This is a genomic window from Parendozoicomonas sp. 2304DJ65-17, assembly GCF_058148445.1.
In genome coordinates this window covers 746,416-771,963 of record NZ_JBYVJV010000002.1, presented here as the reverse complement: position 1 = coordinate 771,963, position 25,548 = coordinate 746,416, and the positions used below count along the sequence as shown (strand labels likewise).

The 25,548-nt window shown below is 49.1% G+C and carries 24 protein-coding genes and 1 other RNA gene; 12 read left to right on the top strand and 13 right to left on the bottom strand.

Annotated elements, in window-relative coordinates:
- Positions 1–22: 22 nt before the first annotated feature.
- Together mraZ and rnpB are read right to left on the bottom strand one after the other, a co-directional pair.
- Positions 23–478: a division/cell wall cluster transcriptional repressor MraZ gene (gene mraZ, locus ACY2RR_RS08475; protein WP_490107887.1), complete on the bottom strand. Its 456-nt coding sequence runs from the start codon at positions 476–478 to the stop codon at positions 23–25.
- Positions 479–843: 365 nt separating this feature from the next.
- Positions 844–1,243, bottom strand: an RNA gene (rnpB, locus tag ACY2RR_RS08470) — RNase P RNA component class A.
- Between the two features lie 89 nt (positions 1,244–1,332).
- Here rnpB and ACY2RR_RS08465 point away from each other — a divergent pair.
- On the top strand, positions 1,333–1,959 hold the full coding sequence (locus tag ACY2RR_RS08465) for a MarC family protein (protein WP_490107706.1): 627 nt from the start codon (positions 1,333–1,335) through the stop codon (positions 1,957–1,959).
- 3 nt (positions 1,960–1,962) lie between these two features.
- Here the strand turns inward: ACY2RR_RS08465 and rsmI are convergent, their stop codons facing one another.
- Positions 1,963–2,823, bottom strand: a complete 861-nt coding sequence (rsmI, locus tag ACY2RR_RS08460) for a 16S rRNA (cytidine(1402)-2'-O)-methyltransferase (RefSeq protein WP_490107705.1) — start codon at positions 2,821–2,823, stop codon at positions 1,963–1,965.
- Between the two features lie 122 nt (positions 2,824–2,945).
- On the opposite strand from rsmI, the gene ACY2RR_RS08455 reads away from it, so the two are divergent.
- The 4 genes from ACY2RR_RS08455 to ACY2RR_RS08440 all read left to right on the top strand — a co-directional run bounded on the left by ACY2RR_RS08455 (position 2,946) and on the right by ACY2RR_RS08440 (position 6,572).
- Positions 2,946–4,838: a penicillin-binding protein activator gene (locus ACY2RR_RS08455; protein WP_490107704.1), complete on the top strand. Its 1,893-nt coding sequence runs from the start codon at positions 2,946–2,948 to the stop codon at positions 4,836–4,838.
- Positions 4,816–5,199, top strand: a complete 384-nt coding sequence (locus ACY2RR_RS08450; RefSeq protein WP_490107703.1) for a YraN family protein — start codon at positions 4,816–4,818, stop codon at positions 5,197–5,199. The genes ACY2RR_RS08455 and ACY2RR_RS08450 overlap by 23 nt, the downstream gene beginning before the upstream one ends.
- Before the next feature lie 131 nt (positions 5,200–5,330).
- On the top strand, positions 5,331–5,918 hold the full coding sequence (locus ACY2RR_RS08445) for a phosphoheptose isomerase (RefSeq protein WP_490107702.1): 588 nt from the start codon (positions 5,331–5,333) through the stop codon (positions 5,916–5,918).
- An 84-nt stretch (positions 5,919–6,002) separates the two neighbouring features.
- Positions 6,003–6,572 carry a BON domain-containing protein gene (locus ACY2RR_RS08440; protein WP_490107701.1) on the top strand — a complete coding sequence of 190 codons (570 nt, stop codon included), beginning with the start codon at positions 6,003–6,005 and terminating at the stop codon, positions 6,570–6,572.
- Positions 6,573–6,656: 84 nt separating this feature from the next.
- Here the strand turns inward: ACY2RR_RS08440 and ACY2RR_RS08435 are convergent, their stop codons facing one another.
- The 7 genes from ACY2RR_RS08435 to rplM form a co-directional block, all read right to left on the bottom strand.
- Positions 6,657–7,145 carry a ClpXP protease specificity-enhancing factor gene (locus tag ACY2RR_RS08435; RefSeq protein WP_490107700.1) on the bottom strand — a complete coding sequence of 163 codons (489 nt, stop codon included), beginning with the start codon at positions 7,143–7,145 and terminating at the stop codon, positions 6,657–6,659.
- Between the two features lie 73 nt (positions 7,146–7,218).
- A complete protein-coding gene (locus ACY2RR_RS08430; protein ID WP_490107699.1) occupies positions 7,219–7,848 on the bottom strand; it encodes a glutathione S-transferase N-terminal domain-containing protein in 630 nt (209 codons plus the stop codon).
- Between the two features lie 97 nt (positions 7,849–7,945).
- Positions 7,946–8,710 (bottom strand): cytochrome c1, encoded by a 765-nt coding sequence (locus ACY2RR_RS08425; RefSeq protein ID WP_490107698.1) that lies wholly within the window; start codon positions 8,708–8,710, stop codon positions 7,946–7,948.
- Positions 8,710–9,945 (bottom strand): cytochrome b, encoded by a 1,236-nt coding sequence (locus ACY2RR_RS08420; protein WP_490107697.1) that lies wholly within the window; start codon positions 9,943–9,945, stop codon positions 8,710–8,712. The genes ACY2RR_RS08425 and ACY2RR_RS08420 overlap by 1 nt, the downstream gene beginning before the upstream one ends.
- Positions 9,945–10,538 (bottom strand): ubiquinol-cytochrome c reductase iron-sulfur subunit, encoded by a 594-nt coding sequence (petA, locus tag ACY2RR_RS08415; protein ID WP_490107696.1) that lies wholly within the window; start codon positions 10,536–10,538, stop codon positions 9,945–9,947. The genes ACY2RR_RS08420 and petA overlap by 1 nt, the downstream gene beginning before the upstream one ends.
- A gap of 292 nt (positions 10,539–10,830) precedes the next feature.
- Complete coding sequence (gene rpsI, locus ACY2RR_RS08410; RefSeq protein ID WP_490107695.1) at positions 10,831–11,223, bottom strand: 30S ribosomal protein S9; 393 nt, start codon at positions 11,221–11,223, stop codon at positions 10,831–10,833.
- 11 nt (positions 11,224–11,234) lie between these two features.
- A complete protein-coding gene (gene rplM, locus ACY2RR_RS08405) occupies positions 11,235–11,663 on the bottom strand; it encodes a 50S ribosomal protein L13 (protein WP_490107694.1) in 429 nt (142 codons plus the stop codon).
- A 267-nt stretch (positions 11,664–11,930) separates the two neighbouring features.
- Here rplM and ACY2RR_RS08400 point away from each other — a divergent pair, with 267 nt between their 5' ends.
- From ACY2RR_RS08400 to ACY2RR_RS08385, 4 genes are all read left to right on the top strand, one after another.
- Positions 11,931–12,962: an NADP(H)-dependent aldo-keto reductase gene (locus ACY2RR_RS08400; RefSeq protein WP_490107693.1), complete on the top strand. Its 1,032-nt coding sequence runs from the start codon at positions 11,931–11,933 to the stop codon at positions 12,960–12,962.
- A 119-nt stretch (positions 12,963–13,081) separates the two neighbouring features.
- Positions 13,082–14,452: a glycerol-3-phosphate transporter gene (glpT, locus tag ACY2RR_RS08395; RefSeq protein ID WP_490107692.1), complete on the top strand. Its 1,371-nt coding sequence runs from the start codon at positions 13,082–13,084 to the stop codon at positions 14,450–14,452.
- Positions 14,453–14,541: 89 nt separating this feature from the next.
- The gene (glpT, locus tag ACY2RR_RS08390; protein WP_490107691.1) at positions 14,542–15,906 is read left to right on the top strand and encodes a glycerol-3-phosphate transporter; all 1,365 of its coding nucleotides are present in this window, start codon (positions 14,542–14,544) and stop codon (positions 15,904–15,906) included.
- Positions 15,907–16,128: 222 nt separating this feature from the next.
- The gene (locus tag ACY2RR_RS08385) at positions 16,129–16,548 is read left to right on the top strand and encodes a hypothetical protein (RefSeq protein WP_490107690.1); all 420 of its coding nucleotides are present in this window, start codon (positions 16,129–16,131) and stop codon (positions 16,546–16,548) included.
- Positions 16,549–16,598: 50 nt separating this feature from the next.
- Here the strand turns inward: ACY2RR_RS08385 and ACY2RR_RS08380 are convergent, their stop codons facing one another.
- From ACY2RR_RS08380 to ACY2RR_RS08370, 3 genes are all read right to left on the bottom strand, one after another.
- On the bottom strand, positions 16,599–17,018 hold the full coding sequence (locus tag ACY2RR_RS08380; RefSeq protein ID WP_490107689.1) for a hypothetical protein: 420 nt from the start codon (positions 17,016–17,018) through the stop codon (positions 16,599–16,601).
- A gap of 117 nt (positions 17,019–17,135) precedes the next feature.
- Positions 17,136–18,950, bottom strand: coding sequence for an acyl-CoA dehydrogenase C-terminal domain-containing protein (locus ACY2RR_RS08375; RefSeq protein ID WP_490107688.1), 1,815 nt, complete (start codon positions 18,948–18,950; stop codon positions 17,136–17,138).
- Between the two features lie 166 nt (positions 18,951–19,116).
- Complete coding sequence (locus tag ACY2RR_RS08370) at positions 19,117–20,826, bottom strand: AMP-binding protein (protein WP_490107886.1); 1,710 nt, start codon at positions 20,824–20,826, stop codon at positions 19,117–19,119.
- 271 nt (positions 20,827–21,097) lie between these two features.
- Between ACY2RR_RS08370 and ACY2RR_RS08365 the strand changes: the two genes are divergently transcribed.
- The 3 genes from ACY2RR_RS08365 to ACY2RR_RS08355 are packed head-to-tail and all read left to right on the top strand — an operon-like array spanning position 21,098 to position 25,509.
- The gene (locus tag ACY2RR_RS08365) at positions 21,098–22,402 is read left to right on the top strand and encodes an acyl-CoA dehydrogenase family protein (protein WP_490107687.1); all 1,305 of its coding nucleotides are present in this window, start codon (positions 21,098–21,100) and stop codon (positions 22,400–22,402) included.
- Between the two features lie 25 nt (positions 22,403–22,427).
- Complete coding sequence (locus ACY2RR_RS08360; RefSeq protein WP_490107686.1) at positions 22,428–23,621, top strand: acyl-CoA dehydrogenase family protein; 1,194 nt, start codon at positions 22,428–22,430, stop codon at positions 23,619–23,621.
- Positions 23,622–23,661: 40 nt separating this feature from the next.
- Positions 23,662–25,509 carry a long-chain-acyl-CoA synthetase gene (locus ACY2RR_RS08355; RefSeq protein WP_490107685.1) on the top strand — a complete coding sequence of 616 codons (1,848 nt, stop codon included), beginning with the start codon at positions 23,662–23,664 and terminating at the stop codon, positions 25,507–25,509.
- The last annotated feature ends 39 nt before the right edge of the window (positions 25,510–25,548 follow it).

Sequence of the window (25,548 nt, the reverse complement as noted above, 5' to 3'; positions counted from 1 at the left end):
ACGTCGTTCTGTAACGGCGCATTTACAACGAAAGCGTCTGTAACTCATCAGGTGTGGCATCATCTTCTCCGGACTCCCGAAGATAAGCATCACGCCTCTCATTCCAACACTCTTCATCCCAGAGCTCGAACTTCTTCCCCTGCCCAAGCAGAACAGTTTTTTTCTGCAAACCTGCATACTCTCTCAGCAGGGGCGGAATCAGCACACGACCATTGCCATCCATGTCAAGATCCGTAGCATGGCCAATCAGCAAACGTTGAATTCTGCGGGTTGTGGGGTGAAAACTGGGAAGGGCTTCTATCTTGGCCTGAATGGCATCCCACTCATCGACCGGATAAATAAGAAGACACTTCTCTTCCGTATCAATGGTGGCAACCAAGTGTCCGCTGCAACGCTCAGACAGCACAGACCGGTAGCGCGTTGGCACAGCCAACCGCCCCTTGGCATCCATGTTGAGAGCATTTACACCGCGAAACACAAAACCTCCACCTTTTGGAGTCACCACCCCAAATTGTTCCACATTTATCCACTTTCACCCACTGTATCACACTATAGAAATACGCAAAACCCTGACCAAAATCATCGTTTTCGAATAAAATCTTATAAAATCAAGGCCTTAAAAATAGGCATCAGACGTGGGTAAAAATGGAAAAGCCAACAAAAAGAAAAACCTGCCAGAACATAGTGAGATTTTGGTTAATCAACAAATAACCATCTCATCAGAACCGAACACCGCCAGCCGTGGGAACAAATTTGAAAAGAATTGGGAAATAAGCCATTCAAATGACGATAACATGCTGAACAATCGCCACACATATATGAACAGACTCTAAAGAAGAAGTGTCCGCAAGATGGCCTATAAGCCGGGTTCTGTAAAGCCCTTTCATGACAAGCACAAAAGAAGCCCTGACAGCCATTCATCTGGGATGCATGTCGCCACACACCTCAAGCGACCTACCCGAATTCAGCGCGGACCACGCCAATGAATTCCTATTTGGTCTTGCTCCGAGTGGGGTTTACCCTGCCATGAACTGTTGCCAGCCATGCGGTGCGCTCTTACCGCACCCTTTCACCCTTACCGGTTAACCCTGCGGCCAACTTAGGCGGTCTGCTCTCTGCGGCACTTTCCGTAGGCTTTCGCCCCCCAGGCGTTACCTGGCACCCTGTCCTTTGGAGCCCGGACTTTCCTCCAGCCATTTGTTATCAGAGACAACAAACAACCAGCGACTGCCCGGCCATCTTGCGGACGGCGAACAATACCGGAAGGCTTACCCCACCTCAAGCCCGTATTTCGACTAATCTCGTTTCTCACCTAAACAATAAGCACCCGGAATGCCTTCAGAGCTGTTACACGACTTTATTCTGTTATTTGCCGTGATCGACCCCATTGGCAGCCTGCCTATATTCCTGACGGTCACCCGCAAATTTACCCACGAGAAGAAAGCATCAACAGCACTGAAAGCCGTCACCTACAGCGCGCTGATTATCTTTGCTTTTCTTCTGGCCGGGCAGGCACTTCTGCACACTATCGGCATTCGACTTGGCGCCTTTCAAATTGCAGGAGGGTTGGTTCTGTTTTTATACGGGCTGAAAATGATCTTTCACCCGGAATTGGAAGAGCAGGATTCCGGATATCAGGAACCCGGCCATGATGTTGCAGTATTTCCTTTGGCTGTACCCTCGCTGGCCAGCCCCGGCGCACTGACTGCAATCATAATCCTTACAGATAACCGCACCCACACATTTCAGGAGCAGGGCATAACAGCCCTGCTAATGTGCACCGTGCTTATTCTGACCTATATGATTTTCAGGCTCGCTCCACATATATATAAGCTGCTTGGGGAAAACGGCACAGCGGTTCTTGTCAGAATCATGGGACTAATCGTGACTGCGTTGGCCGTTGAAATCTGCATTGAAGGCCTGGCAAGCCTGCAGTGGCTTCCCCTGCCTCCCGAGTAAACGTCAATCGCCCTTCATTGCCAAACCAGCTTTATAAAGAAGCTTGGACTTTACTCCAGTTAATTTGGAAGCAATCTGGCTGGCCTGCTTCATGGGAAGCTCTTCCACAAGTACTGCCAAAGTACGCAGAGCATCTTCTGAAAGACCATCATCCAGAATCTCAGGCTTTTTAGCACCATGAACCAGAACAACAAATTCACCCCGACGTTGGTTTTCATCCTCCGCAAGAGTGGCCTGAAGTTCTGAAACCGTACCAGAAAGCACAGTTTCAAAGGTTTTGGTCAACTCCCTCGCAAGAACCAGATGGCGATCACCACCTAACTCCTGAGCCATATCATCAAGCATATCGACAATACGGTGAGGCGACTCATACACAATCCAGGTATGAGGAAAGTCAGCCAACTCAGCCATACGCTTACGGCGCCCAGCCCCCTTGGCGGCCAGAAAACCTTCAAAAAAGAAGCGATCAGAAGGCAATCCTGAAACACTTAAAGCAGCCACCATGGCACAGGCGCCAGGAACAGGCACAACCTTTAAGTCAGCCTCACGCACAGCATTAACAAGATGGTAACCAGGATCAGAGATCAGGGGCGTACCCGCATCTGAAACCAACGCAATTGATTCTCCATCCTGCAAGCGACGAACAATCTGCTCACTTCTTCCGCGCTCATTATGGTCATGGCAGGCCAGAAGCGGGCGCTTAATCCCGAAATGACTCAGCAAGCGATTGGTATGACGGGTATCTTCTGCAGCAATAACATCCACAGACATCAGAACATCTTTTGCCCGGGGGGAGAGATCACCAAGATTCCCAATTGGAGTGGCCACTATATAAAGGGTGCCAGCACCTGAACTTTCACTCATATCATTCGCTCAACAAAAAACCAAATTACAAAACATTCAACCCGGGCATCTGGAGCCATCCCCATGTCTCGGTTAGAATCCTTACTTCAAAACCTTGTTCGCCAGAAAGGGCTCCAAACATCGTGAATCCACACTCCTGGGCCAGGATATTACTGCTGGCGCTGCCCCTGACAATTCTGACAGCCTGCACATCCACCCCTAGGGTCGACAGCACATCCAGACAGCCTGTAACAAAAAACTCTACACAGGCAGTGGATATTAACATTCTCCTGATCAGAGCAACCCGAGCCCGAGAACCTGAGCGCAGCCAGCTCTACCTGCAAGCGGCAGATTATTTCAAAAGCAGTAATATATCCCGGGCCGCCGACCTGCTAGACCTGATTGATCAGACAAGCCTGAGCAACCAGGAAAGTAATAAATATCTGCTAACCCAGGTCTGGGTACAGCTGGAGAATAATACAGCAGAAACTGCACATCAGTGGCTAAACGCAATAAACAGAAACACACTGTCAGCCACCCACCAGCATGAATTTGACACCCTGAATGCTCGCCTGGCAGATCTGGAAGGCCGCTACGGAGATGCCATCCTGAACTGGAACCTGGCCACCAACAACCCTGTAGTTCCAGCCACCCCTGAACTATACAAACAGCTGTGGGCGAGCATTCTGCAGGAAGACAGCGAAGAACTCAGCCTTCTTCTTGCAACAAATCAGGAAACAAGCCTGCAACCCTGGCTGGAACTTGCGCAAATTTATCGCAGCCCTAACGAGCTAGCCCTGCAACTAGCTGACCTCAAACAGTGGCAAACACGCTGGAATGGCACCGCTGCACAGAGAAATACACCAGCCGCCATTATCAACCTGCAGGAAACACCACCTTACCAGCCAAAACGCATAGCCCTGCTTTTGCCGCTAACCGGACCACAGGCCAGCGCAGGCCAAGCTGTACGTGATGGATTTATGGCCGGTTACTATCAGGCTCTCAGGAACTACAGGCAAAACCCGGAAAGCAGCCGCCTGCTACCGGAGATTGTTCTCTATGACACGGAAAACACTCAAAACCCCGCAGAACTGGCTCGCAGAGCCCAGGATGAAGGGGCAGAAATGCTTATTGGCCCGCTGCGCCGCAGCATTGCCAGCCAAAGCCTGACCAGTTACACAGTCGACATACCCTGGCTGATACTGAATCAGGTTTCCGAACCTGTAAATCAACCCTCTGTTTACCAGTTCGGACTGGCTTCCGAGCTGGAAGCCTCTCAAGCTGCCGAACGTGCCTGGCAAGACGGCTATCGCAATCCGGTCGTTATGACCCCAGACTCCAACTGGGGCAACAGAATCAGTGAAAGCTTCAGCCAAACCTGGGAAGAGCTGGGCGGAAAAGTTCTCAGCCAATACACATTTAACAACAAAGGCGATTACAACACCGCTGCCAGTGAAGCTTTACTGGTAAACGGCAGTTTTAAAAGAGCCAATGGCCTGACCCGCCTTCTCGGAGAACGACTGGATTACACCCCTCGCCGAAGAGAAGATGTAGACATGATCTTCATTGCTGGTTCCCCCACTCAGGGAAGACAACTCAAACCAGCACTGGATTTTTACTTTGCTTACAACCTGCCGGTTTACACCATTTCAACCATGTACAACGGACAGGTTGATCCAGTTCAAAACCGGGACCTAAACGATGTGCGCATCCCGTTAATGCCCTGGCTTGCAGGCAGAAGCTCAATACTCAAGAAATCAATCCAAAACACCTGGCAGGAAAGCAAAGGCTCCCTCACCCCACTTTACGCACTGGGTTCAGACGCTTGGCGCATTTATCCACGACTTGAACAAATGTCAAAATCCGAAGGTGCCCAACTTTTTGGTGCCACCGGGATACTCACCATTCCACCCAGCAAAGAAGTCAAACGCGAACTTAGCTGGCAATACTTCCGCAATGGTCGCCCAGCACCATTAAGCAGAGAAATGAGCCTACACCCAGAGCGCAGCCAAAATGTTCTGGAAAACGAAAGTTAACAACCAGACCGGCAAGGCCGCTGAAGATTTTGCCCTTGCTCATTTGCAAAACAACGGACTGAAACTTTGCCAAAGAAATTACGCCTGTAAGGCAGGCGAACTTGATTTGATCATGAAGGACGGGGACACTCTTGTCTTTGTGGAAGTGAGATTCAGAAAGTCACAAGACTTCGGTTCTGCGGCAGAATCTGTGGATTACCGGAAGCAGCTACGACTAAACCACACTGCCGAACACTATTTGCAGACCTTTAATCTCACTGACAAACAGCCATGTCGCTTTGATATAATCTCGATCCAGCCGGATGCGACTCGTGGCCGCAACCATCAGGTTGACTGGATCAGGAATGCCTTTGGCCTCTGACTCCTGTAACATCAACTGAAACCAGCCTTTATTAATCTGGTTTTTATTTACCTGACTCTTATTAACATAGTTTTATCTGTCTGAGAGAAGAGCCATTCCCGGACGAAAGTGGATCACCAGGACCCAGTGACATGCTTGACCATATAACCAGCCACTTCTCCGATAGCATTGACGCCCAGATACGTGCAGCTGAAGAGCTGCCACCTTTTATCGCCCAGGCTGCCGAGCTAATGGTTCACTCCCTTGTGAACGAAGGCAAAATTCTTATTTGCGGCAATGGCGGTTCTGCAGCCGTCGCCCAACACTTCTCATCCGAACTGCTAAACCGGTTTGAACGGGAGCGCCCAAGTCTGCCTGCCATTGCACTGACGACAGACACATCAACGCTAACGTCTATAGCCTGCGATTACAGCTATAACGAGATTTTCTCCAAACAGATACGCGCACTTGGCCAGCCCGGCGACATTCTTTTGGTTATCTCGGCCAGTGGCCGCTCTCCAAACCTGGTTCAATCCATTCAGGCTGCACACGACCGAGAAATGACTGTAGTCGCACTGACAGGCATGGATGGCGGCAACTGCGCTCGCCTTCTTCACTCTGAAGACGTAGAGATTCGCATCCCAAGCAATTCAGTACCCAGAACACAGGAAGTTCAACTACTAGTTCTTCACTGCCTGTGTGATCTGATTGATGGTTACCTGTTCGGCAGTGACGAGTAAACAGAACAACCACAGACAGGAAACGCAGTTCTAACATTAGAGTTAGAAACGGTATTTCCACCATTACGAAAGGAATACACATCTGTGAAAGCCCTGCTTCCCATACTTGCCATCAGCTTATCCCTGATAACCGGATGTGCTGCGACCGTTTCAGCCGTGAATGAAGGGCCAATCCAGGAAAATCCTGGCAGCAGAAGCCTTGGAGCCTGGATTGACGACCAAAGCATAGAAACAGTAACAACGGTTAATATTGAAAAATCAAATCCGGCCTTCAAAAGCAACCACATAGTTGTGGTCAGCTTCAATGGTTACGTTTTACTCGCCGGGCAGGTCGCCACACCCGAGCTCAAGGCTGAAGCCGAAAGAGTCGCCAACCAGACTCTGAAAGTACGAAAAGTTTACAACGAGCTGGAAATCACCGGACCAACAACAGCACCAACCCGCTCCAGCGATAGCTGGATAACATCAAAAATTAAGGGTCGCATGATTGGCACATCCGGCTTTCCATCTTCCCGGATAAAAGTTATCACCGAAAATGGTGCCGTTTACCTTATGGGACTGGTGACCCCCGAAGAAGCACAGCAAGCAGTAAACCTTGCCCGCGAATCCTATGGCGTACAAAAAATCGTCAAGGTTTTTGAATACATTCGCTAACGCCCAAAGCCCGCTTTCTACAAACAATAAAAAAGTCCGCAAATGCGGACTTTTTTTGTCGTGAAAGAACTCACCCAAACAAGCTCACTTCACAACCTTCAGAGATGGGCGACCTTTCCCTTTACCTTTCTCTTTATCATCCGAAGAACTCTCACTATCACTCTTGGAAGCTGAGGCAACAGGTCTGAGAGACTCTGGAGATGGCGCTTCTGATACTGATGGTTTCACCTCTTCCACCACTGCACTCTCTTCCGGGCGAGGCTCCATTTCAAAAACCATACCCTGGCCATTTTCTCGAGCATAAATGGCCATAACACCTGCAACAGGTACATAAACATCACAGGATTTACCGTTAAAGCGCGCAGAGAAGGAAACCGCATCATTCTCAAGACCCAATTCACGCACAGCCATAGGAGAGACATTGAGAACAATCTGGTCATCTTCAGCAAAGCCCGGTGGAACAAATACACCTGGCCACAGCGCATCCACCAGTAGATAGGGCGTACACTCGTTATCAACAATCCAGTCGTACAGTGCCCGAATGATGTAGGGGCGACTGCTTGTCATACTCATGGAGCAACTCCGAAACCAATAAAAAAGGGAGTGTCGCAAGTACACTCCCTTCAGTGTAAAACAAGAAAGTCACTTAGACTCGCATTTCCTTTTCTACCTCAGAGAGGCTTTCCAGGAAAGACTCACGCTCAAACAAACGATCAGCGTAAGCCTGAAGGTCTTTCGCCTGCTTAGGCAGTTCAACACCAAGAACAGGAAGACGCCAGAGCACAGGAGCAACACAGCAATCAACCAGAGTGAATTCATCGCTCAGGAAGAAAGGCTTTTCAGCAAAGATTGGAGAAATGCCGGTTAAACCTTCACGCAGCTCTTTACGTGCTTTGGTTACAGCAGCGTCTTTGCTGGCAGGATTCAGAATAATATCTGCCAGGTTGCACCAGTCTTTCTGGATGCGATGCATCATCAGACGGCTTTGCGCACGGGTAACCGGGTATACAGGCAGCAGTGGAGGATGTGGAAAACGCTCATCCAGATACTCCATCATCACACCGGACTCATACAGAACCAGATCACGGTCAACCAGAGTCGGAACAGTGTTATATGGATTAATATCCGCCAGTTCCTGAGGCAGGGCGTCGGTGTCAACGTCCTGAATATCGACAGCCACCCCCTTCTCCGCCAGAACAATACGAACCCGATGGCAGTAATGGTCCGCCGGATCGGAGTAGAAAGTCATTGAGGATCGCTTGGCGACTACGCCCATCTATTTAGCCCCACCTGAAGGTAATATCGTGAAACAAAAACGCGCGCAATCAACCTGTGATTACGCGCCAATCTGAAATTCTACCAGATTATAGGAGTTAGTGAACGTCCTTCCAATATTCCCGCTTCAGCAAATAGGCAGGAATAAGGAAAATAATCAGGAATAACAGCACATACCAGCCGATACGCTGACGTTCCAGCTGCATTGGCTCAGCACTGTATGCCAGAAAGTTCACCAAATCATACATAGCCTGATCATACTCTTCAGGAGTCATACTCCCTTTAATTGAAGGATCAGGTTCCAGACCACAGAGCTTTTCACCGGTCAGAGTGTCACGCTGTGCAACTTCACCACCACAGGTATCCACCTGCGCACCCTGAAGTTCCAGCAATACGTGAGGCATACCCACATCCGGGAAGACTTTGTTGTTTACACCCCAAGGGCGCTTGGGATCAAGGTAGAAAGTCCGAAGGTATGTATACAACCAATCGGTACCCCGAACCCTTGAAACCAGAGTCAGATCCGGAGGAGTAGCACCAAACCAGGCCTTAGACTCCTTTGGCTCCATCCCATTCTTCATCAGGTCGCCAATCTTGCCACCGGCAGGCATCAGGTTCTCCATCATCAGATCATGAGGAATACCCAGATCATCAGCTACACGCTCATAGCGCTGAAAACTAGTTGCATGACAGGCATAGCAGTAGTTCATGTACAGCTTTGCACCGCGCTGCAGGGATGACTTATCAGCCACATTGACATCCATCTTATCCAACGGATAACCAGAACCTGCAGCAAACGCCCCCATCGGCAGAACAAGAACAAGAGCAGCAATAACTTTGCTGAAAATATTTATTCTTTTCATTATCCGGTCACCCTCTCAGGTACTGGCTTCGTTTTTTCCATGGCAGAGTAGAACGGCATCAACAGGAAGAAGCCGAAATAGAACACCGTGCCAAGCTGAGCCATCAGGGTATAGGTTTCTGTAGCAGGCTTGGTTCCCAACCAGATCAACAGAATAAAGTCGATAGCAAACAAGATAATCAGGGTGCGGAAGATCGGCCCTTTGTATCTCCAGGACTTCACAGGACTGCGATCCAGCCATGGAAGCACAAACAAGATTGCAATGGCTGCCCCCATAAAGATTACACCCAGCAGCTTGGCATCAACCGGCCCGATACTGAAGGTAATGGCCCGCAGAATGGAGTAGAACGCCCCGAAGTACCATACAGGTGCAATATGCTCAGGCGTCTTCAGTCCGTTAGCCGGTTCGAAGTTAGCGTGCTCAAGGAAGTAACCATTCATCTCAGGGAAGAAGAAGATCACCGCACAGAACACGAACAGGAACACGATAACGCCAACAATATCTTTCACTGTGTAGTAAGGGTGGAAACCAATACCATCCAGCGGCTTGCCGTTTTCGTCTTTGTGTTTCTTAATCTCTACACCGTCAGGGTTGTTGGAACCCACCTCATGCAGAGCCACCAGATGCATAACCACCAGACCAAGAATAACAATTGGCAAAGCAATAACATGCAGGGCAAAGAAACGGTTCAGAGTAATTCCGGAAATCAGGAAATCACCACGTACCCACTGCTGCAGGTCGGCACCAATCACAGGAATAGCACCAAATAGTGAGATAATTACCTGCGCCCCCCAGTAAGACATTTGCCCCCAAGGCAGCAGATAGCCCATAAAGCCTTCCGCCATCAGAGCTAGGTAAATAGCCATACCAAAGATCCAGATCAGCTCACGGGGTTTCTGATAAGAACCGTAGAGCAGCGCTCTGAACATGTGCAGATAGACAACAACGAAGAATGCGGAAGCGCCGGTGGAGTGCATGTAACGCAACAACCAACCGTATTCCACATCACGCATGATGTATTCAACAGAAGCAAAGGCCGCTTCAGCACTTGGCACGTAACTCATAGTGAGCCAGATACCAGTAAGAATCTGGTTTACAAGAACCAGCAGAGCCAGCGAACCAAAGAAGTACCAGAAGTTGAAATTTTTCGGCGCGTAATACTTTGAGAGATGCGCCTCCCAGGTAGACGTGAGCGGAAAACGCTCATCAATCCATGCAAGCAGTTTTGGTCCCATCAGGCATTCTCCTCATCAACACCGATCACCATCACGTCATCGCTCTTGTAGGAGTAAGGAGGAACCACCAGATTGGTTGGCGCAGGAACCCCTTTATAGACGCGCCCGGCAAGGTCAAATTTAGAACCATGACAGGGGCAGTGATACCCACCTCTCCACGTCGGATCGAAGTCCATAGGAACGACTTCCGGGAGATACTTTGGAGAACACCCAAGGTGCGTGCAGATACCGATCAGAACCAGAATTTCTGGTTTTCTGGAACGATATTCATTCTTGGCATATTCCGGCTGCTCGGAACTATTAGACGCAGGGTCGGCAACTTTTTTGTCGTCCTTACGAATATTTTCCAGCATATCTTTTGTTCGCCGCACAACGAAAACGGGCTTACCCCGCCATTCTGCAACTATCTGCTGGCCTTCTTCTAACTTGGCGATGTTAAGTTCTACTGGTGCACCGGCAGCTTTTGCTTTCGCACTTGGATTCCAGGACTTAACAAACGGTGTCGCGACCCCCACGGCTCCCGCCGCGCCGACGACCGATGTAGCTCCTATAAGGAAGCGGCGCCGACCCACATTTACGCCGTCTTGACTCATTCGGCTTTCTCCCCATCAGGGTTATTGCTTGTACGGCATGCCTGCCGATTTTTGACGAAGGGCATGGCAGTTGATTTCGTTTTTATAAACAAGCAACAGGCTTCACCCTATCGCCCTACGCGCAGACCGAGATAATATAGGGTTTATGCCGAAATGTTAATGGAGAAAGCTCATCAAAATTTCCATAACCGTGCATTTTTTATGGTTTTTCTTTTTCCAGACATAAAAAAATGCCCAACCAGTGGTTGGGCATTTTTCGATCGCCACACCCGAAGGTATGTGCAAGCAGGTATTAACGCTTGGAGTACTGAGGACGCTTACGCGCCTTGTGCAGACCCACTTTCTTACGTTCAACCATACGAGCGTCACGAGTTACGTAGCCAGCCTTACGCAGAGCACCACGCAGGGTCTCGTCGTAATCCATCAGTGCACGAGTGATACCGTGACGGATAGCGCCAGCTTGACCAGAAGCACCACCGCCTTTTACGGTGATTTTCAGATCAAACTTTTCAGTCATCTCAACCAGCTCGAGCGGCTGCATAACAACCATGCGAGAAGTTTCACGACCAAAGTATTCGTTCAGGGAACGACCGTTGATGCTGATGTTGCCAGTACCGGCACGCAGGAATACGCGAGCGGTAGAGTTCTTGCGGCGGCCAGTGCCGTAGTTCTGAGTAACAGACATAGTATCCCCCGTTAGATATCCAGTTTCTGAGGCTGCTGAGCAGCGTGCGGATGTTCAGTACCAGCGTAAACTTTCAGCTTACGTTGCATCGCGCGACCCAGAGGATTACGAGGCATCATGCCTTTAACAGCCAGTTCGAGTACACGCTCAGGCTTGTGGGCAATCAACTTGTCGAAGCTCATGGACTTCAGACCACCAGGGAACTCAGAGTGACGGTAGTACATCTTGTCAGAAGACTTGTTACCGGTCACACGTACTTTCTCCGCGTTTACAACAACGATGTAGTCGCCGGTGTCAACGTGAGGAGTGTATTCAGGCTTGTGCTTGCCGCGCAGACGGGTTGCAATCTCAGTGGCCAGACGACCCAGAGTTTTGCCTTCCGCATCTACGACGTACCAGTCACGCCGTGCGGTTTCTGCTTTAGCGCTAAAGGTTTTCATTTAATTCCTATCGCCTCAATGATTCTTGATTCGCCTACCCTGTCGACCCGTTACCTCGGCTATAAGGAGACAGCCTATCGGATTCGGCGTGCAAACATTGGGCACTCAATTCGCGGGAAACGAAAGCGGGGTATTATAACGGGTCAAATCAATATGGGAACCCCTGCCCAGCCTAGAAAGCAGTGGAATCTCCGCAATCAGACTGTGCCCTGTCACAGTTAATGTTCATAATAAGGCAACACCCACTGCCAGACGGAACAAAAAATAATGCAATACCGCAATCTTGGCCGTACCGACACCCGTGTCAGCCTTATCTGCCTGGGTACTATGACCTGGGGTGAGCAGAACACCGAACAGGAAGCTTTTGCCCAGCTCGACTACGCCACGGAGCGGGGAATCAACTTTCTCGACACGGCTGAGCTCTACCCTGTTCCTCCAAAAGCCGAAACTTACACCCAGACAGAAACAATCATAGGCAACTGGCTGAAAAAACGCGGCCAGCGTGACGATCTGGTGATTGCGTCAAAAGTATCCGGCACTGGCTATGCGTACATGGATGGGGGCCGAAGATTCAATCGCAAACATATAGAAAGCGCTCTGGATGGCAGCCTTAAGCGCTTGCAAACGGATTACATCGACCTTTACCAGCTTCACTGGCCAGACCGCAACACCAACAACTTTGGTCGGCGCGGCTTTGTTTATCAAGACCAGGAACAGGCCACCTCTATAGAAGAAACTCTCGAAATTCTTGATGATCTTATTAAGGCTGGAAAGATTCGTCATATAGGACTTTCCAATGAAACCCCATGGGGAACTATGGAGTTTCTGAGGCTGGCAGAGGAGAGAGGCTGGCCAAGAGCCGTTTCCATCCAGAATCCCTATAACCTGCTGAACAGAACTTTTGAAGTGGGCCTTGCGGAGATAGCCCATCGGGAAGATATCGGCCTGCTTGCTTACTCTCCTCTGGCCATGGGCACCCTGAGTGGAAAATACCTGAATGGCGCTTTACCTGAAGGATCTCGCCTGGCGCTGTTTACCCGTTTCCAGCGTTACAACACGCCACAGTGTGAAGCGGCAATCAAAGAGTATGTTGAACTGGCTCGTGATCATGATCTTGATCCCGCCCAAATGGCTTTAGCCTACGTAAATACCCGAAGTTTTATGACTAGCAATATTATTGGCGCAACAACTCTGGAGCAGCTAACGGCAGATATTGATTCCATTGGACTCAGCCTCTCTGATCAGGTGCTCGAAGAAATCGAATCCATACATAAGCGCATCCCCGACCCGTCCTGTTAATTTCCAGCCCAACCGCCCATTAATGGGCGGTCACCTTCCCCTTTACATTCAAACTTGCCACATCCCCAATCATGGTCTGGACTATTCGCACCAAATTTAAGCACTAAAAAGAGGCAGATATGGCATTTCTGCGGGATTTTCTCAGACCTCCAGCCCATACCAAGCAACTGCCCGCAGATCATATTGACCCCACATATAAACGCATGCGCCTACAAATGATGATTGGCATCTTTGTAGGTTACGCAGGCTATTACCTGATTCGAAAAAACTTCTCACTGGCCATGCCAGACCTTATTGCTCTTGGTTACACAAAAACCGAACTGGGCTTTGCCCTTTCTGGTGTTTCTCTGGCTTATGGCCTTAGCAAGTTTTTAATGGGCAATGTGTCCGATAGAAGTGATGCCAGAAAGTTTGTAGTTATTGGTCTAAGCATCAGCGCCTTAATCACTATTTTTATGGGCTCCGTGCCTCTGGCGACTGCCAGTATCACCAACATGTTTATTCTTCTCTGCCTCAGTGGGTGGTTTCAGGGAATCGGTTACCCCAGCTGCGTCCGGGTTATGGCTCATTGGTTTACCATTCGGGAACGGGGCGTAAAGATGGCCATCTGGAACACCGCCCACAACGTGGGGGCTGGTTTAGTTGGGCCACTGGCAATTCTTGCCATGTTTCTTTTTAACGACTGGCACAGCAAGATTTATCTGCACGGTTATTTCGCGCTGGTCTTCGCCTTTATTACCTGGCTTCTGGTTCGGGACACACCACAATCCTGTGGGCTACCCAGCATTGAACAATGGACAGGGGATTACCACAAATCCTATTCCGATGATCACGAACGGGAATTCTCAGCCAAAGAAATTTTCTTTGAACACGTATTTAACAACAAACTGCTGTGGTATCTCGCCTTTGCCAATATTTTTGTTTATCTGGTGCGTTATGGGGTGCTCGATTGGGCTCCAACTTATCTTGAAGAAGTAAAAAATTTCTCCATGAGCCAAACAGGCTGGGCTTACTTCGCTTATGAATTTGCAGGCATACCGGGAATTTTAATTACCGGCTGGTTAAGCGATAAAATCTTTTATGGCCGCCGGGCACCGGTAAACATTCTATTTATGTTGCTTGTCGGAGTTGCGGTATTTGTTTACTGGCAAAACCCTGCAGGTAATCCTGCAATAGATATCGCCTGCCTGATCGCCATTGGCTTCTTGATTTATGGCCCTGTGGTTCTTATTGGAGTTCAGGCTCTTGATATGGCCCCTAAGAAAGCGGCCGGAACAGCAACGGGTCTCACAGGCCTATTTGGCTATCTAGGAGGCGCCATGTTTGCCAACATCGCCATAGGCGCCATTGTTGATCACTTCGACTGGCAGGGCGGTTTCCTCGTTCTTATTGCCTCCTGCATTTTGGCTGCGCTTTTGGTTGGACTAACCTGGAAGGAAGAAAAGCGAGAAAAATCAGACCTCTACAGTCACGACATTACAGACCCATAAACCCGCTTGCAGTTGTTTACACAGCGGCACTGGCTCCATTTGGAACCAGTGTCTAGTTTTCAATCCCCGGACACGACTGCCGTGAGCTTATGAGCCAGAACAACCAAAATACAGCAAATGGATTTTTCAGTTTCCTATCGCCAGCACCAGCAAGGCCGCAGCTGGCCGCAGATCAGGTTGATCACACCTACCGACTGTTAAGATTCAAGGTTTTTCTCGGCATTTTTATAGGTTACGCCGGTTACTACCTTGTTCGTAAAAATTTCAGCCTCGCCGTGCCTGACCTTATCGCATTGGGTTACACCAAGACCGAATTGGGCTTTGCCATGTCCGGGGTGGCGATCTCTTATGGGCTGAGCAAATTTCTGATGGGAACTGTTTCAGACAGAAGCAATGCCCAGCGTTTCCTCTCACTTGGCTTAGCCCTTACCGCCCTGACAATGATTTTTATGGGCACCTCCTCTTGGGCTCTATCCAGCATTCCCATCATGTTCACTCTGTTATTTATTAACGGATGGTTTCAGGGGATGGGCTGGCCAGCCAGTGGTCGGGTGATGGTTCACTGGTTTTCCGCCTCCGAACGCGGCTCACGCATGGCCATCTGGAATGTTGCCCATAATGTTGGTGGCGGCCTGATTGGACCTCTGGCAATTCTGGGCATTACTATAACCGGCGCATGGCAGAGTGCTTTTTATCTTCCCGGCTTTGTCGCCCTTGCTTTGGCTCTAGTCACCTTCCTTCTGGTCAGAGATACGCCGCAGTCCTGTGGCCTCCCCTCTATTGAACACCACAGAAATGATTTCCCTTCCCAATATGATCAGAGCCATGAGCAGGAACTCTCCACCAGGGAAATTCTGTTTAAATATGTTCTACCCAACAAAACCCTGTGGTGCATTGCCTTTGCCAATGCATTTGTATATCTGGTTCGTTATGGAGTACTGGACTGGGCACCGACATTTCTCAGTGAAGTGAAAGGGTTTCAGATTCAACAATCCGGCTGGGCCTGGTTTGCCTATGAATTTGCGGCAATACCCGGAACTCTGTTCTGTGGCTGGATGAGTGACAGGGTATTTTCCGGGCGAAGAGCCCCCGCCAACATCCTGTTTATGGTTTTGGTCCTTCTGTCTGTTCTGGTTTACTGGCTTAACCCTCCGGGCAACCCTCTGATTGATAATATGGCTTTAATCGCCATTGGCTTTCTGATTTATGGCCCCGTAATGCTGATTGGCGTTCAGGCTTTGGATCTCGTTCCGAAAAAGGCAGCTGGTACTGCTGCTGGATTAACGGGCTTATTTGGTTATCTGGGGGGCGCAATGATGGCCAACATATCCATGGGCTTTATTGTTGACCGTATGGGCTGGGACGGTGGATTCTATCTACTTATTGCCGCCTGTTTCCTCGCTATTGCCTGTATGGCCACAACCTGGTCAAAAGAAGCTTCCCACAACCTTTAGATTATGTAAAAACCCTTCCCCATTTGCGGAATGCGCTTACACTTCAAACAGGGCAGCAGGATGCATGCCCCTCTCTATAACAGATAACGAAGTCGATACTGAAGTCGCCAAAAGCCGGGACACAAAAGACTCATTACATAATAAAAATTTAGAGCCTCTGCTAAAGCTTCCGTCATTTAAAGCGAAAACAGTCGAAGATAGACAGAAATATAAGAGGACAACATGGAACTTATACTGTTGGCCATTCTGGGTGGCGCATTATACATAGCTGATAAGTATGTAGATTATATGGCTGACCAGATGGCAGGTAATGCATTTGAGCAAGTTCACGAAGTTATCGGCAGTGTCAGCTATTACGGACAATCCGCCCGCCCAATCAGCAAGCAGCACGTAAGCCATGTTGCTGTACCTTTACTTCCATCTATCAATCACGACCTGAAGGTTTTGTGCCTGACGGATTGCGGGCACTGGTTCTGGTTCTATTGTTCCATTCAATTTATGAAAATTGATAAAACCAAAGTCGAGGCTTTAACTCCCGAAGAAGCCAAAGAAGAATTGAAGGATGAGCCTGAAAAACTACAGCAATTCTTTCCTGAACCTACAGCCCACGAAGAAGTTATAGATCACAAAAAAAGCGCATAACCATGCGCTTTAAACTCTAATACAGGGGAGTTTACTCCCCCACTACTTTTCTATCTCTTTTTAGCCTTTACAGGCTTACCAATTCTTACTGCGTTCGAATCATTTTTCTGAATAGAGCCCCGAGCACGAAGAATAATATCTGTACCATCCAAGTATGACTCTCCGTTATGAACGGGAACACACTGAGCCGAATTTAATTTAACCGAGATTGGCAACTCATCTGCAACTGCCACCCGAGCATCAGGCCTAGCCCGCCAAAGGAGCCTGACCTTTCGACATTCACGCTTAATCGATGGTTCCGTTTCTATTGCAAAATAAGTTGGTAGTCCATTATTGACACCACCAAACCCAGGCAGGATTGCCTTCACCATGACTGGTTTAGTTATTCCCTCGGAGTACACCTGACTACTGACCATCACCCCCACAAACACTGCTATCAGCTTATTTCTGACTCCACGGTATCGCTTCATATCATCCCCCGCATCCTTGCGATTCAATTCCATGTAAACAGACTAGCCCATGGATGTTTTAGGCGGACAAGAAAAAAGGCCGCATGGCGACCTTTTCATTTACCTTCAAAAAATCACTTAAAAGGCAAAATGCTCTTCCTGCAAAGAAGTCAGACTCTTCGGACAGGCAGCCATCCCTTTCGCATGAGTTTTAGTTCTTGGCAGAATACGGTTGAAGTAGAACTCCGCAGTCTGAATCTTGGCCTTATAAAAATCAGGATCAGACACGCCTTCTTCCAACTTCTTGTGAGCGGCTGCCACCATCTTCAACCAATAGAAGCCCATCATTACGTAACCGGAAAACATCAGGTAATCCATGGAAGCCGCACCCACAGCATCACGATTCTTAGCCGCGCGGAAAGCTATGCGATAAGTCATAAACTGCCACTGGGCTGTTAAGGCCATGATTTTTGCGGTAAAAGGCAAAAGCTTCATTCGGGTAGAAGGATTATTTACAAGGATATCTTTGCAGTCCTTATAAATAGTCTTCGCCAAGGCATTTAGAGCCTTACCCTTGGAGAGCAAAACTTTACGCCCCAACAAATCCAGAGACTGAATGCCGGTTGTCCCTTCATACAAAGTTGCGATACGAGTATCACGAACAATCTGCTCCATGCCATGCTCACGAATATAGCCGTGACCACCAAACACCTGAACACCGATATTAGCAGCTTCCAAACCAGCCTCTGTCAGGAAACCCTTGAGAATAGGAGTCAGCATTCCCAACTCATCATCAATTCTGTCACGCTCATCATCAGTTTCTGCTGCCAGCATACGGTCAGCAATCTTGGCCGCATCGTAAAGCATCGCTCGACCACCTTCGGCGAAAGCTTTCTGGGTCAGCAGCATCCGACGTACATCAGGATGAACAATCAGAGGGTCAGCAACTTTATCAGGACATTTGGTTCCGGAAAGGGAACGCATGGAGAGACGCTCTTTGGCATAGGTCAAAGCACCCTGATAAGACAACTCGGCAGCCGCAAGACCCTGCATAGCCGTTCCGATACGAGCCGTATTCATAAAGGTGAACATGCATTCCAGGCCTTTATTCTCGGGCCCGATCAGGAAACCTTTGGCTGCGTCAAAGTTCATCACACAGGTCGCAGAAGCCTTGATCCCCATCTTCTTTTCGAGAGAACCACAGCTAACACCGTTACGCTCGCCAACTTCGCCAGCATCAGTGACATTAAATTTAGGAACAATAAACAGGGAAATACCACGGGTTCCTTTAGGCGCACCGGGCAATCGGGCAAGAACAATATGAACGATATTATCTGTCAGGTCATGCTCACCAGCAGAAATAAAGATTTTGGTTCCGGTAACCAGATAGGAACCATCTTCCTGAGGCTCGGCCTTGGTTTTCACCTGCCCAAGGTCAGTTCCACACTGAGGCTCGGTCAGACACATGGTGCCAGCCCACTCACCAGTGGTCATTTTGGTGAGGTAAGCCTGCTTCTGCTCCTCTGAACCATGGAGGTACACAGTATTCATCGCACCAAGGGTCAAGCCTGGGTACATACCCCAGGACCAGTTGGCGGTACCTACCATCTCAGAAACCATCATTCCCAAAGACAGCGGCAAACCCTGACCACCATACTCAGGAGGGTGAGCCAGCGACTGCCAACCGCCATCAACATACTGCTGGTAGGCTTCTTTAAAACCTTTGGGAGTGCGAACTTCAGTATTTTCCCAGTGACAGCCTTCCTCATCGCCAGATTGATTCAGTGGCGAAAGTACATTCTCGGAAAATTTAGCACCCTCATTAAGGATCGCCTCAATCAAATCCGGGCTCATTTCATCAGCCGAAGGAAGAGTCTGATAATGGGATTCCATATTCAGAACATCATCCATCAGGAACTTCATATCCCTCAGGGGCGCTTTGTACTCAGGCATGCCTGCATCTCCTCAAAAATGGACAGCCCAGAACAAAGGGCCAAATAAGACGCAAGCATTGTGAAAAAGGGGGGAACAACTTGTATTGGCTAGGGAGCCAAAGAGGGAAGGTATTTGGGCTATCGACCAGTGGGTGCCAGCTTCAGCCGGCACCCACTGATAACTATCAGCCAGCCTGCTTAGCCAATTCTTCTGCGCGGAGATCTTTACGCAGAATCTTGCCAACAGGAGTCATGGGCAGCTCATCGCGGAACTCAATCTGCTTGGGTACCTTGTACGCAGTCAGATTCATCTTACAGTACTCTTTCACCGCTGCTTCGGTAAGAGACTTGTCAGAAGGTATAACGAAGAGCTTTACAGCTTCACCGGTCTTGTCATCAGGAATGCCGATAACTGCACAGTTCTCAACGCCCTGATGTGCAACAACAATATCTTCAATTTCGTTTGGATAAACGTTGAAGCCAGAAACAAGAACCATATCCTTGATCCGATCTACAATCTTCACGAAACCATCTTCAGCAATAACGGCCACATCACCCGTTTTCAGCCAGCCATCTTCATCGAAGATTTCAGCCGTGGCATCCGGACGTTTCCAGTAACCCTTCATCACCTGAGGGCCTTTCACGCACAGTTCACCGCGCTCACCAACAGGTGTTTCATTGCCGTCAGCATCAACGGTTTTCAGCGCCGTGCTGGGAACAGGCAGGCCAACCGTACCAGGCTGAGCCAGATCGAGAACCGGGTTAATGGTTACAGCAGGAGAACATTCCGTCAGACCATAAGCTTCAGAAACCACAGTCCCGGTTGCTTCTTTCCAGCGATCACCCGTGTCTCCCTGCAAAGCTGTACCACCAGAAAGAGTGAGCTTCAGCTTACTGAAGTCCAGCTTCTTAAATTCCGGATGGTTCATAAGGCTGACAAACAGAGTGTTCAAACCGATAAAGGCTGTGAACTGCCACGGCTTAATCATCTTGATAAACATGCCGGTGTCACGAGGGTTGGCAATCAAGATACTGTGATTACCTTCCTCCACCATCGCCATCAAATGCACAGTAAAGGCATAGATATGATAAAGAGGCAGTGGCGCGACAATGATCTCTTCACCTGGCTGATTAATACGATTGCCATCATGATCCAACTGAGACAGATGGGCCTTTGACTGCTGCATATTGGCAATAATATTACGATGGGTCAGCATCGCACCTTTAGCCACACCGGTCGTACCACCCGTGTACTGCAACACTGCAATATCACCGGGTTGCGCAGAAGCTGGACGAGCATAAGTTTTCTTGCCACCCAAACCCAACGCCTTGCGGAACCTTACAGCAACAGGAAGATTGAATGGCTGAACCATTTTCTTCACATGCTTGGCTGCGAAATTAATCAGCGGCCGTTTTGGCGCAGGCAGACAATCCGCAATACTGGTAACGATAAGGTGTTCAACCGGCGTATCAGCAATGATCTCTTCCACCATGTGCCCAAACACATCCATGAATACCAGAGCCCTTGCACCGGAATCATTGAACTGGTGATGCATTTCCCGGGCTGTGTAGAGCGGATTGGTATTCACGATAACAAGGCCGGCTTTTAACGCACCATAAACCGCAATAGGAAATTGCAGCAGGTTTGGCATCTGAATAGCAATTCGATCTCCGGGTTTGAGATCAGTGTAGTTCTGCAAATAACTTGCAAACTGAGTACTTAACTCGTCGATATCACGATAAGTCAGAGTATGGCCAATACCAGTAAACGCTGGCTTGGCAGAGTTTTTCTTTACCGACTCTTCAAACACCTCAAGTATTGAAGAGTACTCATCAGGGTTTATGGCATCCTGAACGCCCGGAGCACGCTTGCCATTCCAGAACTGAGCATCCATAAGCGAATCACTTTTTTTGTTATTTATCATTTCGCGGCAACCTTACACCCACCGGTAGCGACCCCAAACGAGATCTATGCCAGCCCTGACATCACTGATTAAGTGATTGACACCAGCGCCAACATCCCCCTGCCCGGCAGTCATTGGTTGCCCCCTGACTGTCTGCCAGCCTAATGGGCTGACAAACGACGTGCGTATGATAGCGACAATTAAGCATTAATTCTAAGATTGTTCGTATTTTTACCAATAAAAAACAGAAACACGCCTACTTATGAATGCTATTGGCTTTGCCCTGTCTCTTACAAACCGGTTTGCAGGCTCCCCTGTAGTCAGTCGTCTGGGGCTGAGAAAACCTGCAGAGAAGTTGGCTTATACAGTAACAAAGCAGGGTTTTACTGCTCTTATCAAAGGACAGGAAACCCTCAAGGAAAAACGCAAAAGTAACTCAGGTTCTATTCCACAAAAAAATAAACAATCACGTTCACTTCTGTTTGATCTGAACCTTTCAGACGAACAGCTTATGATTCGGGATAACGCTGCAAGATTGGCAGAAAGTCTGCGTGAGAACGCAGAAGCTGCAGCTGAGTCTCGCCAGCCTAGCGAACAGATTTGGCAGGAAAGTGATGAGCTGGGAATGGGATATTTCGTGTTGCCAGAATCCTATGAAGGCATGGATATGGCTCACGCTTCGGAAACCTGGCAGCTGCTCACCGAAGAGCTTGCCCGCGGTGATATGGGGCAGGCATTAGCTTTACTCTCCCCAGTTTCCGCAGCACTGTGTATTACCCGTTGGGGGCAACCATCCCTGAAAAAAGTGTGGTTGGACAAACTGGCAGAAAGCGGGCGCATTCAAGGAACTCTGGCTCATCAGGAACCAGGCGCAGCTCAAGCGCAATCCACTCTGAACTGTAAAGCCAAAACAAAATCATCCGGCTACCGACTTAATGGAACCAAAACCCTTGTTGCACTGAGTACCACTGCTGAGTTCTTCTTGGTAACTGCTGCCCTTTCAACAAAAGAGAATGGTTTATTCCTTGTTCCCAGAAACAGCAGAGGACTAACAGCATCTCCGACTCCGGCAATGGGTTTGCACAGTGCAGACACTGGCACACTAACTCTTAAGAATGTCGACATTCCCAAAGATCACCGATTGAATGCCAACGGATTTAGTTTCCAGCAGTGGCTCTCCCTCAGCCAGATAGCTGCGTCAGCACTAGCTTGCGGAACATCTCAGGCTGTTCTTGATTACACAGTCCCATATTGCAATGAGCGTGAAGCCTTTGGCGAGCCAATCAGTCACCGCCAGTCTGTTGCCTTTATGATTGCTGATATCGCCACAGAGCTGGAAGGCATGCGCCTGCTCACAACCCGGGCAGCAAGCCGGGCTGAACGTGGCGACATCTGCACTCGGGAAGCACGTCTGGCTCATCATCTGTGCTGTACGAAAGGTATGGAGATAGGCACCGATGGTGTTCAGCTTCTTGGTGGTCACGGCTTTATTCAGGAACATCCTGTTGAGCGCTGGTATCGGGATTTACGTGCTATTCCTCTGCTTGCTGGCAGTCTGATTGTTTAGAACGGAAAGGTAGAGAATAAATACAATGTATCTGGAAGTTCCCAAAAAATTCAAAGGCCTGATTAATCAGGCCAACCAGGTTGCCCAGGCAGTCTTCCGCCCTATTTCCCGCAAATATGACCGGGCTGAACATACCTACCCGGTAGAGCTGGATATGCTGGCATCACTTCTCGATGCCATGAACGATGCCACTGGTGGCGCTGCCGGAGCAGGCAAACTCAGCCAGCAACAACACGGCGAAGGTGTTCGTAACGGTACAAATATGTCTACCGTTCTTGGCCTGACAGAGTTGTGCTGGGGCGATACCGGGTTAGCTCTCAGTCTTCCCCGCCAAGGTTTGGGTAATGCAGCAATTGCCGCAGTCGCCAACGATGAACAAATGGCCCGCTTTGGTCACAAGTGGTCAGCCATGGCGATCACCGAGCCTTCAGCAGGTTCCGACTCTGCTGCCATTCGAACCACTGCGATTGAGGATGGCGATGAATATATTCTCAACGGTGAAAAAATTTATGTCACCAGCGGTGAACGCGCGGAAGCCGTAGTTGTATGGGCCAGCCTTGATCTCTCTCTTGGCCGTGCGGCAATAAAATCCTTCGTTGTTGAAAAAGGCACCCCCGGTATGGAAGTTGTCCGCCTTGAGAAAAAGCTTGGCATCAAAGCTTCGGACACAGCAGCCATTAACTTCACCGACTGCCGCATCCCGAAATCTAACCTTTTGGGAAATCCAGAAATCGACACCCAGAAAGGTTTTGGCGGAGTGATGCAAACTTTCGACAATACTCGCCCCGTTGTTGCTGCCATGGCCGTGGGTGTTGCCAGAGCATCACTGGAGCGAAGTCGTGAACTTCTGCTTAACAATAAGCTTTCTTATACCAAGCCCAGTCAGGATCAAAGTGCAATCGAAGCAGCACTATTGGATATGGAAGCCAATCTCGAATCGGCAAGATTACTGACCCTGAAAGCTGCATGGATGGCAGATAACGGCCAGCCAAACTCCAAAGAAGCCTCTATGGCGAAAGCCAAAGCTGGTCGCGTAGCCAATAAGATCACACTTGATTGTGCAGCTCTATGTGGCACCAGTGGCTATCTGGAAGACGAATTACTGGAAAAATGGGCAAGAGACTCCAAGATTCTTGACATTTTTGAGGGGACACAACAGATACAAAAGCTGATAATTGCCAGGCGAGTGCTGGACAAAACGTCGGCTGAATTGAAGTAAGTAACTATTTATTCACTCACGATGTAACAGGTTAACGCTCATGACAACAATAAAAACAACGGCCGCCAAAATGGCCCCGAGACATGTCAGCCTATTTAATATTTTCAGATCCCAGTTTGGGTTGATTGGAGATATTCCCAAAATCGCGAAGGGTCTCTTCCATCTCGCTACTCTGAAGCCAACACAAAAGAAGTCTGTTGGCTTAATTATGGAGCAACAGGCGCAGCGCTTCCCGAACCGGCCATTCCTGAGGGATGAAACCCGCACCCTGACGTACGATGAAGCTAACCGGGAAATAAACCGTATAGCTCACACTCTTCAGAAAAACGGGATCGGCACAGGGGATGTTGTTGGCCTGTTACTGGAGAACAGAACAGAGCTGCTTCTTACCGCTCTTGCCACACTCAAGCTGGGTGGCATAGCCACCATGATGAATACCAGCCAGCGTCAGGAAATATTACTGCATAGTGTGCGCATCACTTCCCCCAGCGCCATTGTTGTGGGTGAAGAGCTGACTCACGCCATTGATGAAGTACATGAAAAGCTTCCTGAAGAAGTGGCCATAAATCTTTGGTTTGTTGCTGATAACAGCAATACTCCTGCTCCAGGGCATTACAAGGATCTGGTTCAGGAAGCGAAGAAGGAATCTGACGAAAACCCGGGCACAACTGAAAACATTCAGCTGCACCAAAGAGCCTTCTACGTTTTCACCTCTGGAACCACCGGCATGCCCAAAGCCTCCATCATGAGCCACTATCGCTGGTTCAAGGCAATGGCAGGTATCGGTATGGCATCCATGCGTATCCGTGAAGATGATGTTTTCTATTGCTCATTGCCTCTCTACCACAACAATGCCCTGACCCTGACCCTTTCAGCGGTTCTGGGAAATGGAGCATGTCTGGCCATTGCCAGAAAGTTCAGTGTTTCCAGATTCTGGCAGGATGTTCGAAAATACCAGGCCACAGCCTTCTGCTATATCGGTGAACTGTGCCGCTATCTCTACAACCAGCCAGAGCAGCCTGATGACAGCGTAAACAACGTCAGAGTTATTCTCGGTAATGGTCTGAGACCCGATATCTGGATGGAGTTCAAGCAACGCTTTGGCATCAAACATATTAATGAGTTTTATGGTGCCAGCGAGGTGAACCTGCTGTTTACCAACGCTATGAATCTGGACTGCACAACCGGCTGTTGCCCACTCCCACACGCCATCATCAAATGGGATGTGGAAAACGATAAGCCGTTTCTTAACAAGAAAGGTCACATGATCAAGGTTAAGACCGGTGAAAAAGGCCTGCTGCTTGCCAAGGTGACGGATAAAAGCCCATTCGACGGTTACACATCTGACGATGCCACAGAGAACAAGTTGTTCCGCAATGTTTTCAAGAAGGGCGACTCCTTTATCAACACCGGTGACCTGGTTGTGAAACAAGGCTGGATGCATATCGACTTTGCCGACCGTCTTGGGGATACCTTCCGCTGGAAGGGGGAGAATGTGGCGACTGCAGAAGTTGAAGGTGTATTGAATAAGTTCCCAGGCGTTGAACATGCTGTGGTTTACGGGGTTACTGTTCCCGGAACCGATGGCCGCGCAGGAATGGCAGCCCTGACTCTGGACTGCACAATTGCCGAACTGTGCCTGAGCGACCTCACCAGTTATGTTCGCAACGAACTGCCAGGCTATGCCATTCCACTGTTCCTGCGTATCAGAGAGCAGCAACAAATCACCTCAACCTTCAAAGCCCAGAAAGGCGACCTGAAAAAAGAAGCTTTTGATATTGAAGCTATCAATGAGCCAGTGTTGGCCCTGCTTCCGGAAGAAAAGCGTTACCAACCCCTGACTGGCGATATGTATCAGCAGATCAGCAGCAAGCAGGTGCGGTTCTAATTTCCTCTCCAAGGCTCGCTTCTGCGAGCCTTCTTTCCC

Coding starts and splice junctions, on each gene's coding strand:
- ACY2RR_RS08465 (WP_490107706.1), top strand. CDS start 1,333: ATGCCTTCAGAGCTGTTACACGACTTTATTCTGTTATTTGCCGTGATC.
- rsmI (WP_490107705.1), bottom strand. CDS start 2,823: ATGAGTGAAAGTTCAGGTGCTGGCACCCTTTATATAGTGGCCACTCCA.
- ACY2RR_RS08450 (WP_490107703.1), top strand. CDS start 4,816: ATGTTCTGGAAAACGAAAGTTAACAACCAGACCGGCAAGGCCGCTGAA.
- ACY2RR_RS08445 (WP_490107702.1), top strand. CDS start 5,331: ATGCTTGACCATATAACCAGCCACTTCTCCGATAGCATTGACGCCCAG.
- ACY2RR_RS08435 (WP_490107700.1), bottom strand. CDS start 7,145: ATGAGTATGACAAGCAGTCGCCCCTACATCATTCGGGCACTGTACGAC.
- ACY2RR_RS08430 (WP_490107699.1), bottom strand. CDS start 7,848: ATGGGCGTAGTCGCCAAGCGATCCTCAATGACTTTCTACTCCGATCCG.
- ACY2RR_RS08425 (WP_490107698.1), bottom strand. CDS start 8,710: ATGAAAAGAATAAATATTTTCAGCAAAGTTATTGCTGCTCTTGTTCTT.
- ACY2RR_RS08420 (WP_490107697.1), bottom strand. CDS start 9,945: ATGGGACCAAAACTGCTTGCATGGATTGATGAGCGTTTTCCGCTCACG.
- petA (WP_490107696.1), bottom strand. CDS start 10,538: ATGAGTCAAGACGGCGTAAATGTGGGTCGGCGCCGCTTCCTTATAGGA.
- rpsI (WP_490107695.1), bottom strand. CDS start 11,223: ATGTCTGTTACTCAGAACTACGGCACTGGCCGCCGCAAGAACTCTACC.
- rplM (WP_490107694.1), bottom strand. CDS start 11,663: ATGAAAACCTTTAGCGCTAAAGCAGAAACCGCACGGCGTGACTGGTAC.
- ACY2RR_RS08400 (WP_490107693.1), top strand. CDS start 11,931: ATGCAATACCGCAATCTTGGCCGTACCGACACCCGTGTCAGCCTTATC.
- glpT (WP_490107692.1), top strand. CDS start 13,082: ATGGCATTTCTGCGGGATTTTCTCAGACCTCCAGCCCATACCAAGCAA.
- glpT (WP_490107691.1), top strand. CDS start 14,542: ATGAGCCAGAACAACCAAAATACAGCAAATGGATTTTTCAGTTTCCTA.
- ACY2RR_RS08385 (WP_490107690.1), top strand. CDS start 16,129: ATGGAACTTATACTGTTGGCCATTCTGGGTGGCGCATTATACATAGCT.
- ACY2RR_RS08380 (WP_490107689.1), bottom strand. CDS start 17,018: ATGAAGCGATACCGTGGAGTCAGAAATAAGCTGATAGCAGTGTTTGTG.
- ACY2RR_RS08375 (WP_490107688.1), bottom strand. CDS start 18,950: ATGCCTGAGTACAAAGCGCCCCTGAGGGATATGAAGTTCCTGATGGAT.
- ACY2RR_RS08370 (WP_490107886.1), bottom strand. CDS start 20,826: ATGGATGCTCAGTTCTGGAATGGCAAGCGTGCTCCGGGCGTTCAGGAT.
- ACY2RR_RS08365 (WP_490107687.1), top strand. CDS start 21,098: ATGAATGCTATTGGCTTTGCCCTGTCTCTTACAAACCGGTTTGCAGGC.
- ACY2RR_RS08360 (WP_490107686.1), top strand. CDS start 22,428: ATGTATCTGGAAGTTCCCAAAAAATTCAAAGGCCTGATTAATCAGGCC.
- ACY2RR_RS08355 (WP_490107685.1), top strand. CDS start 23,662: ATGACAACAATAAAAACAACGGCCGCCAAAATGGCCCCGAGACATGTC.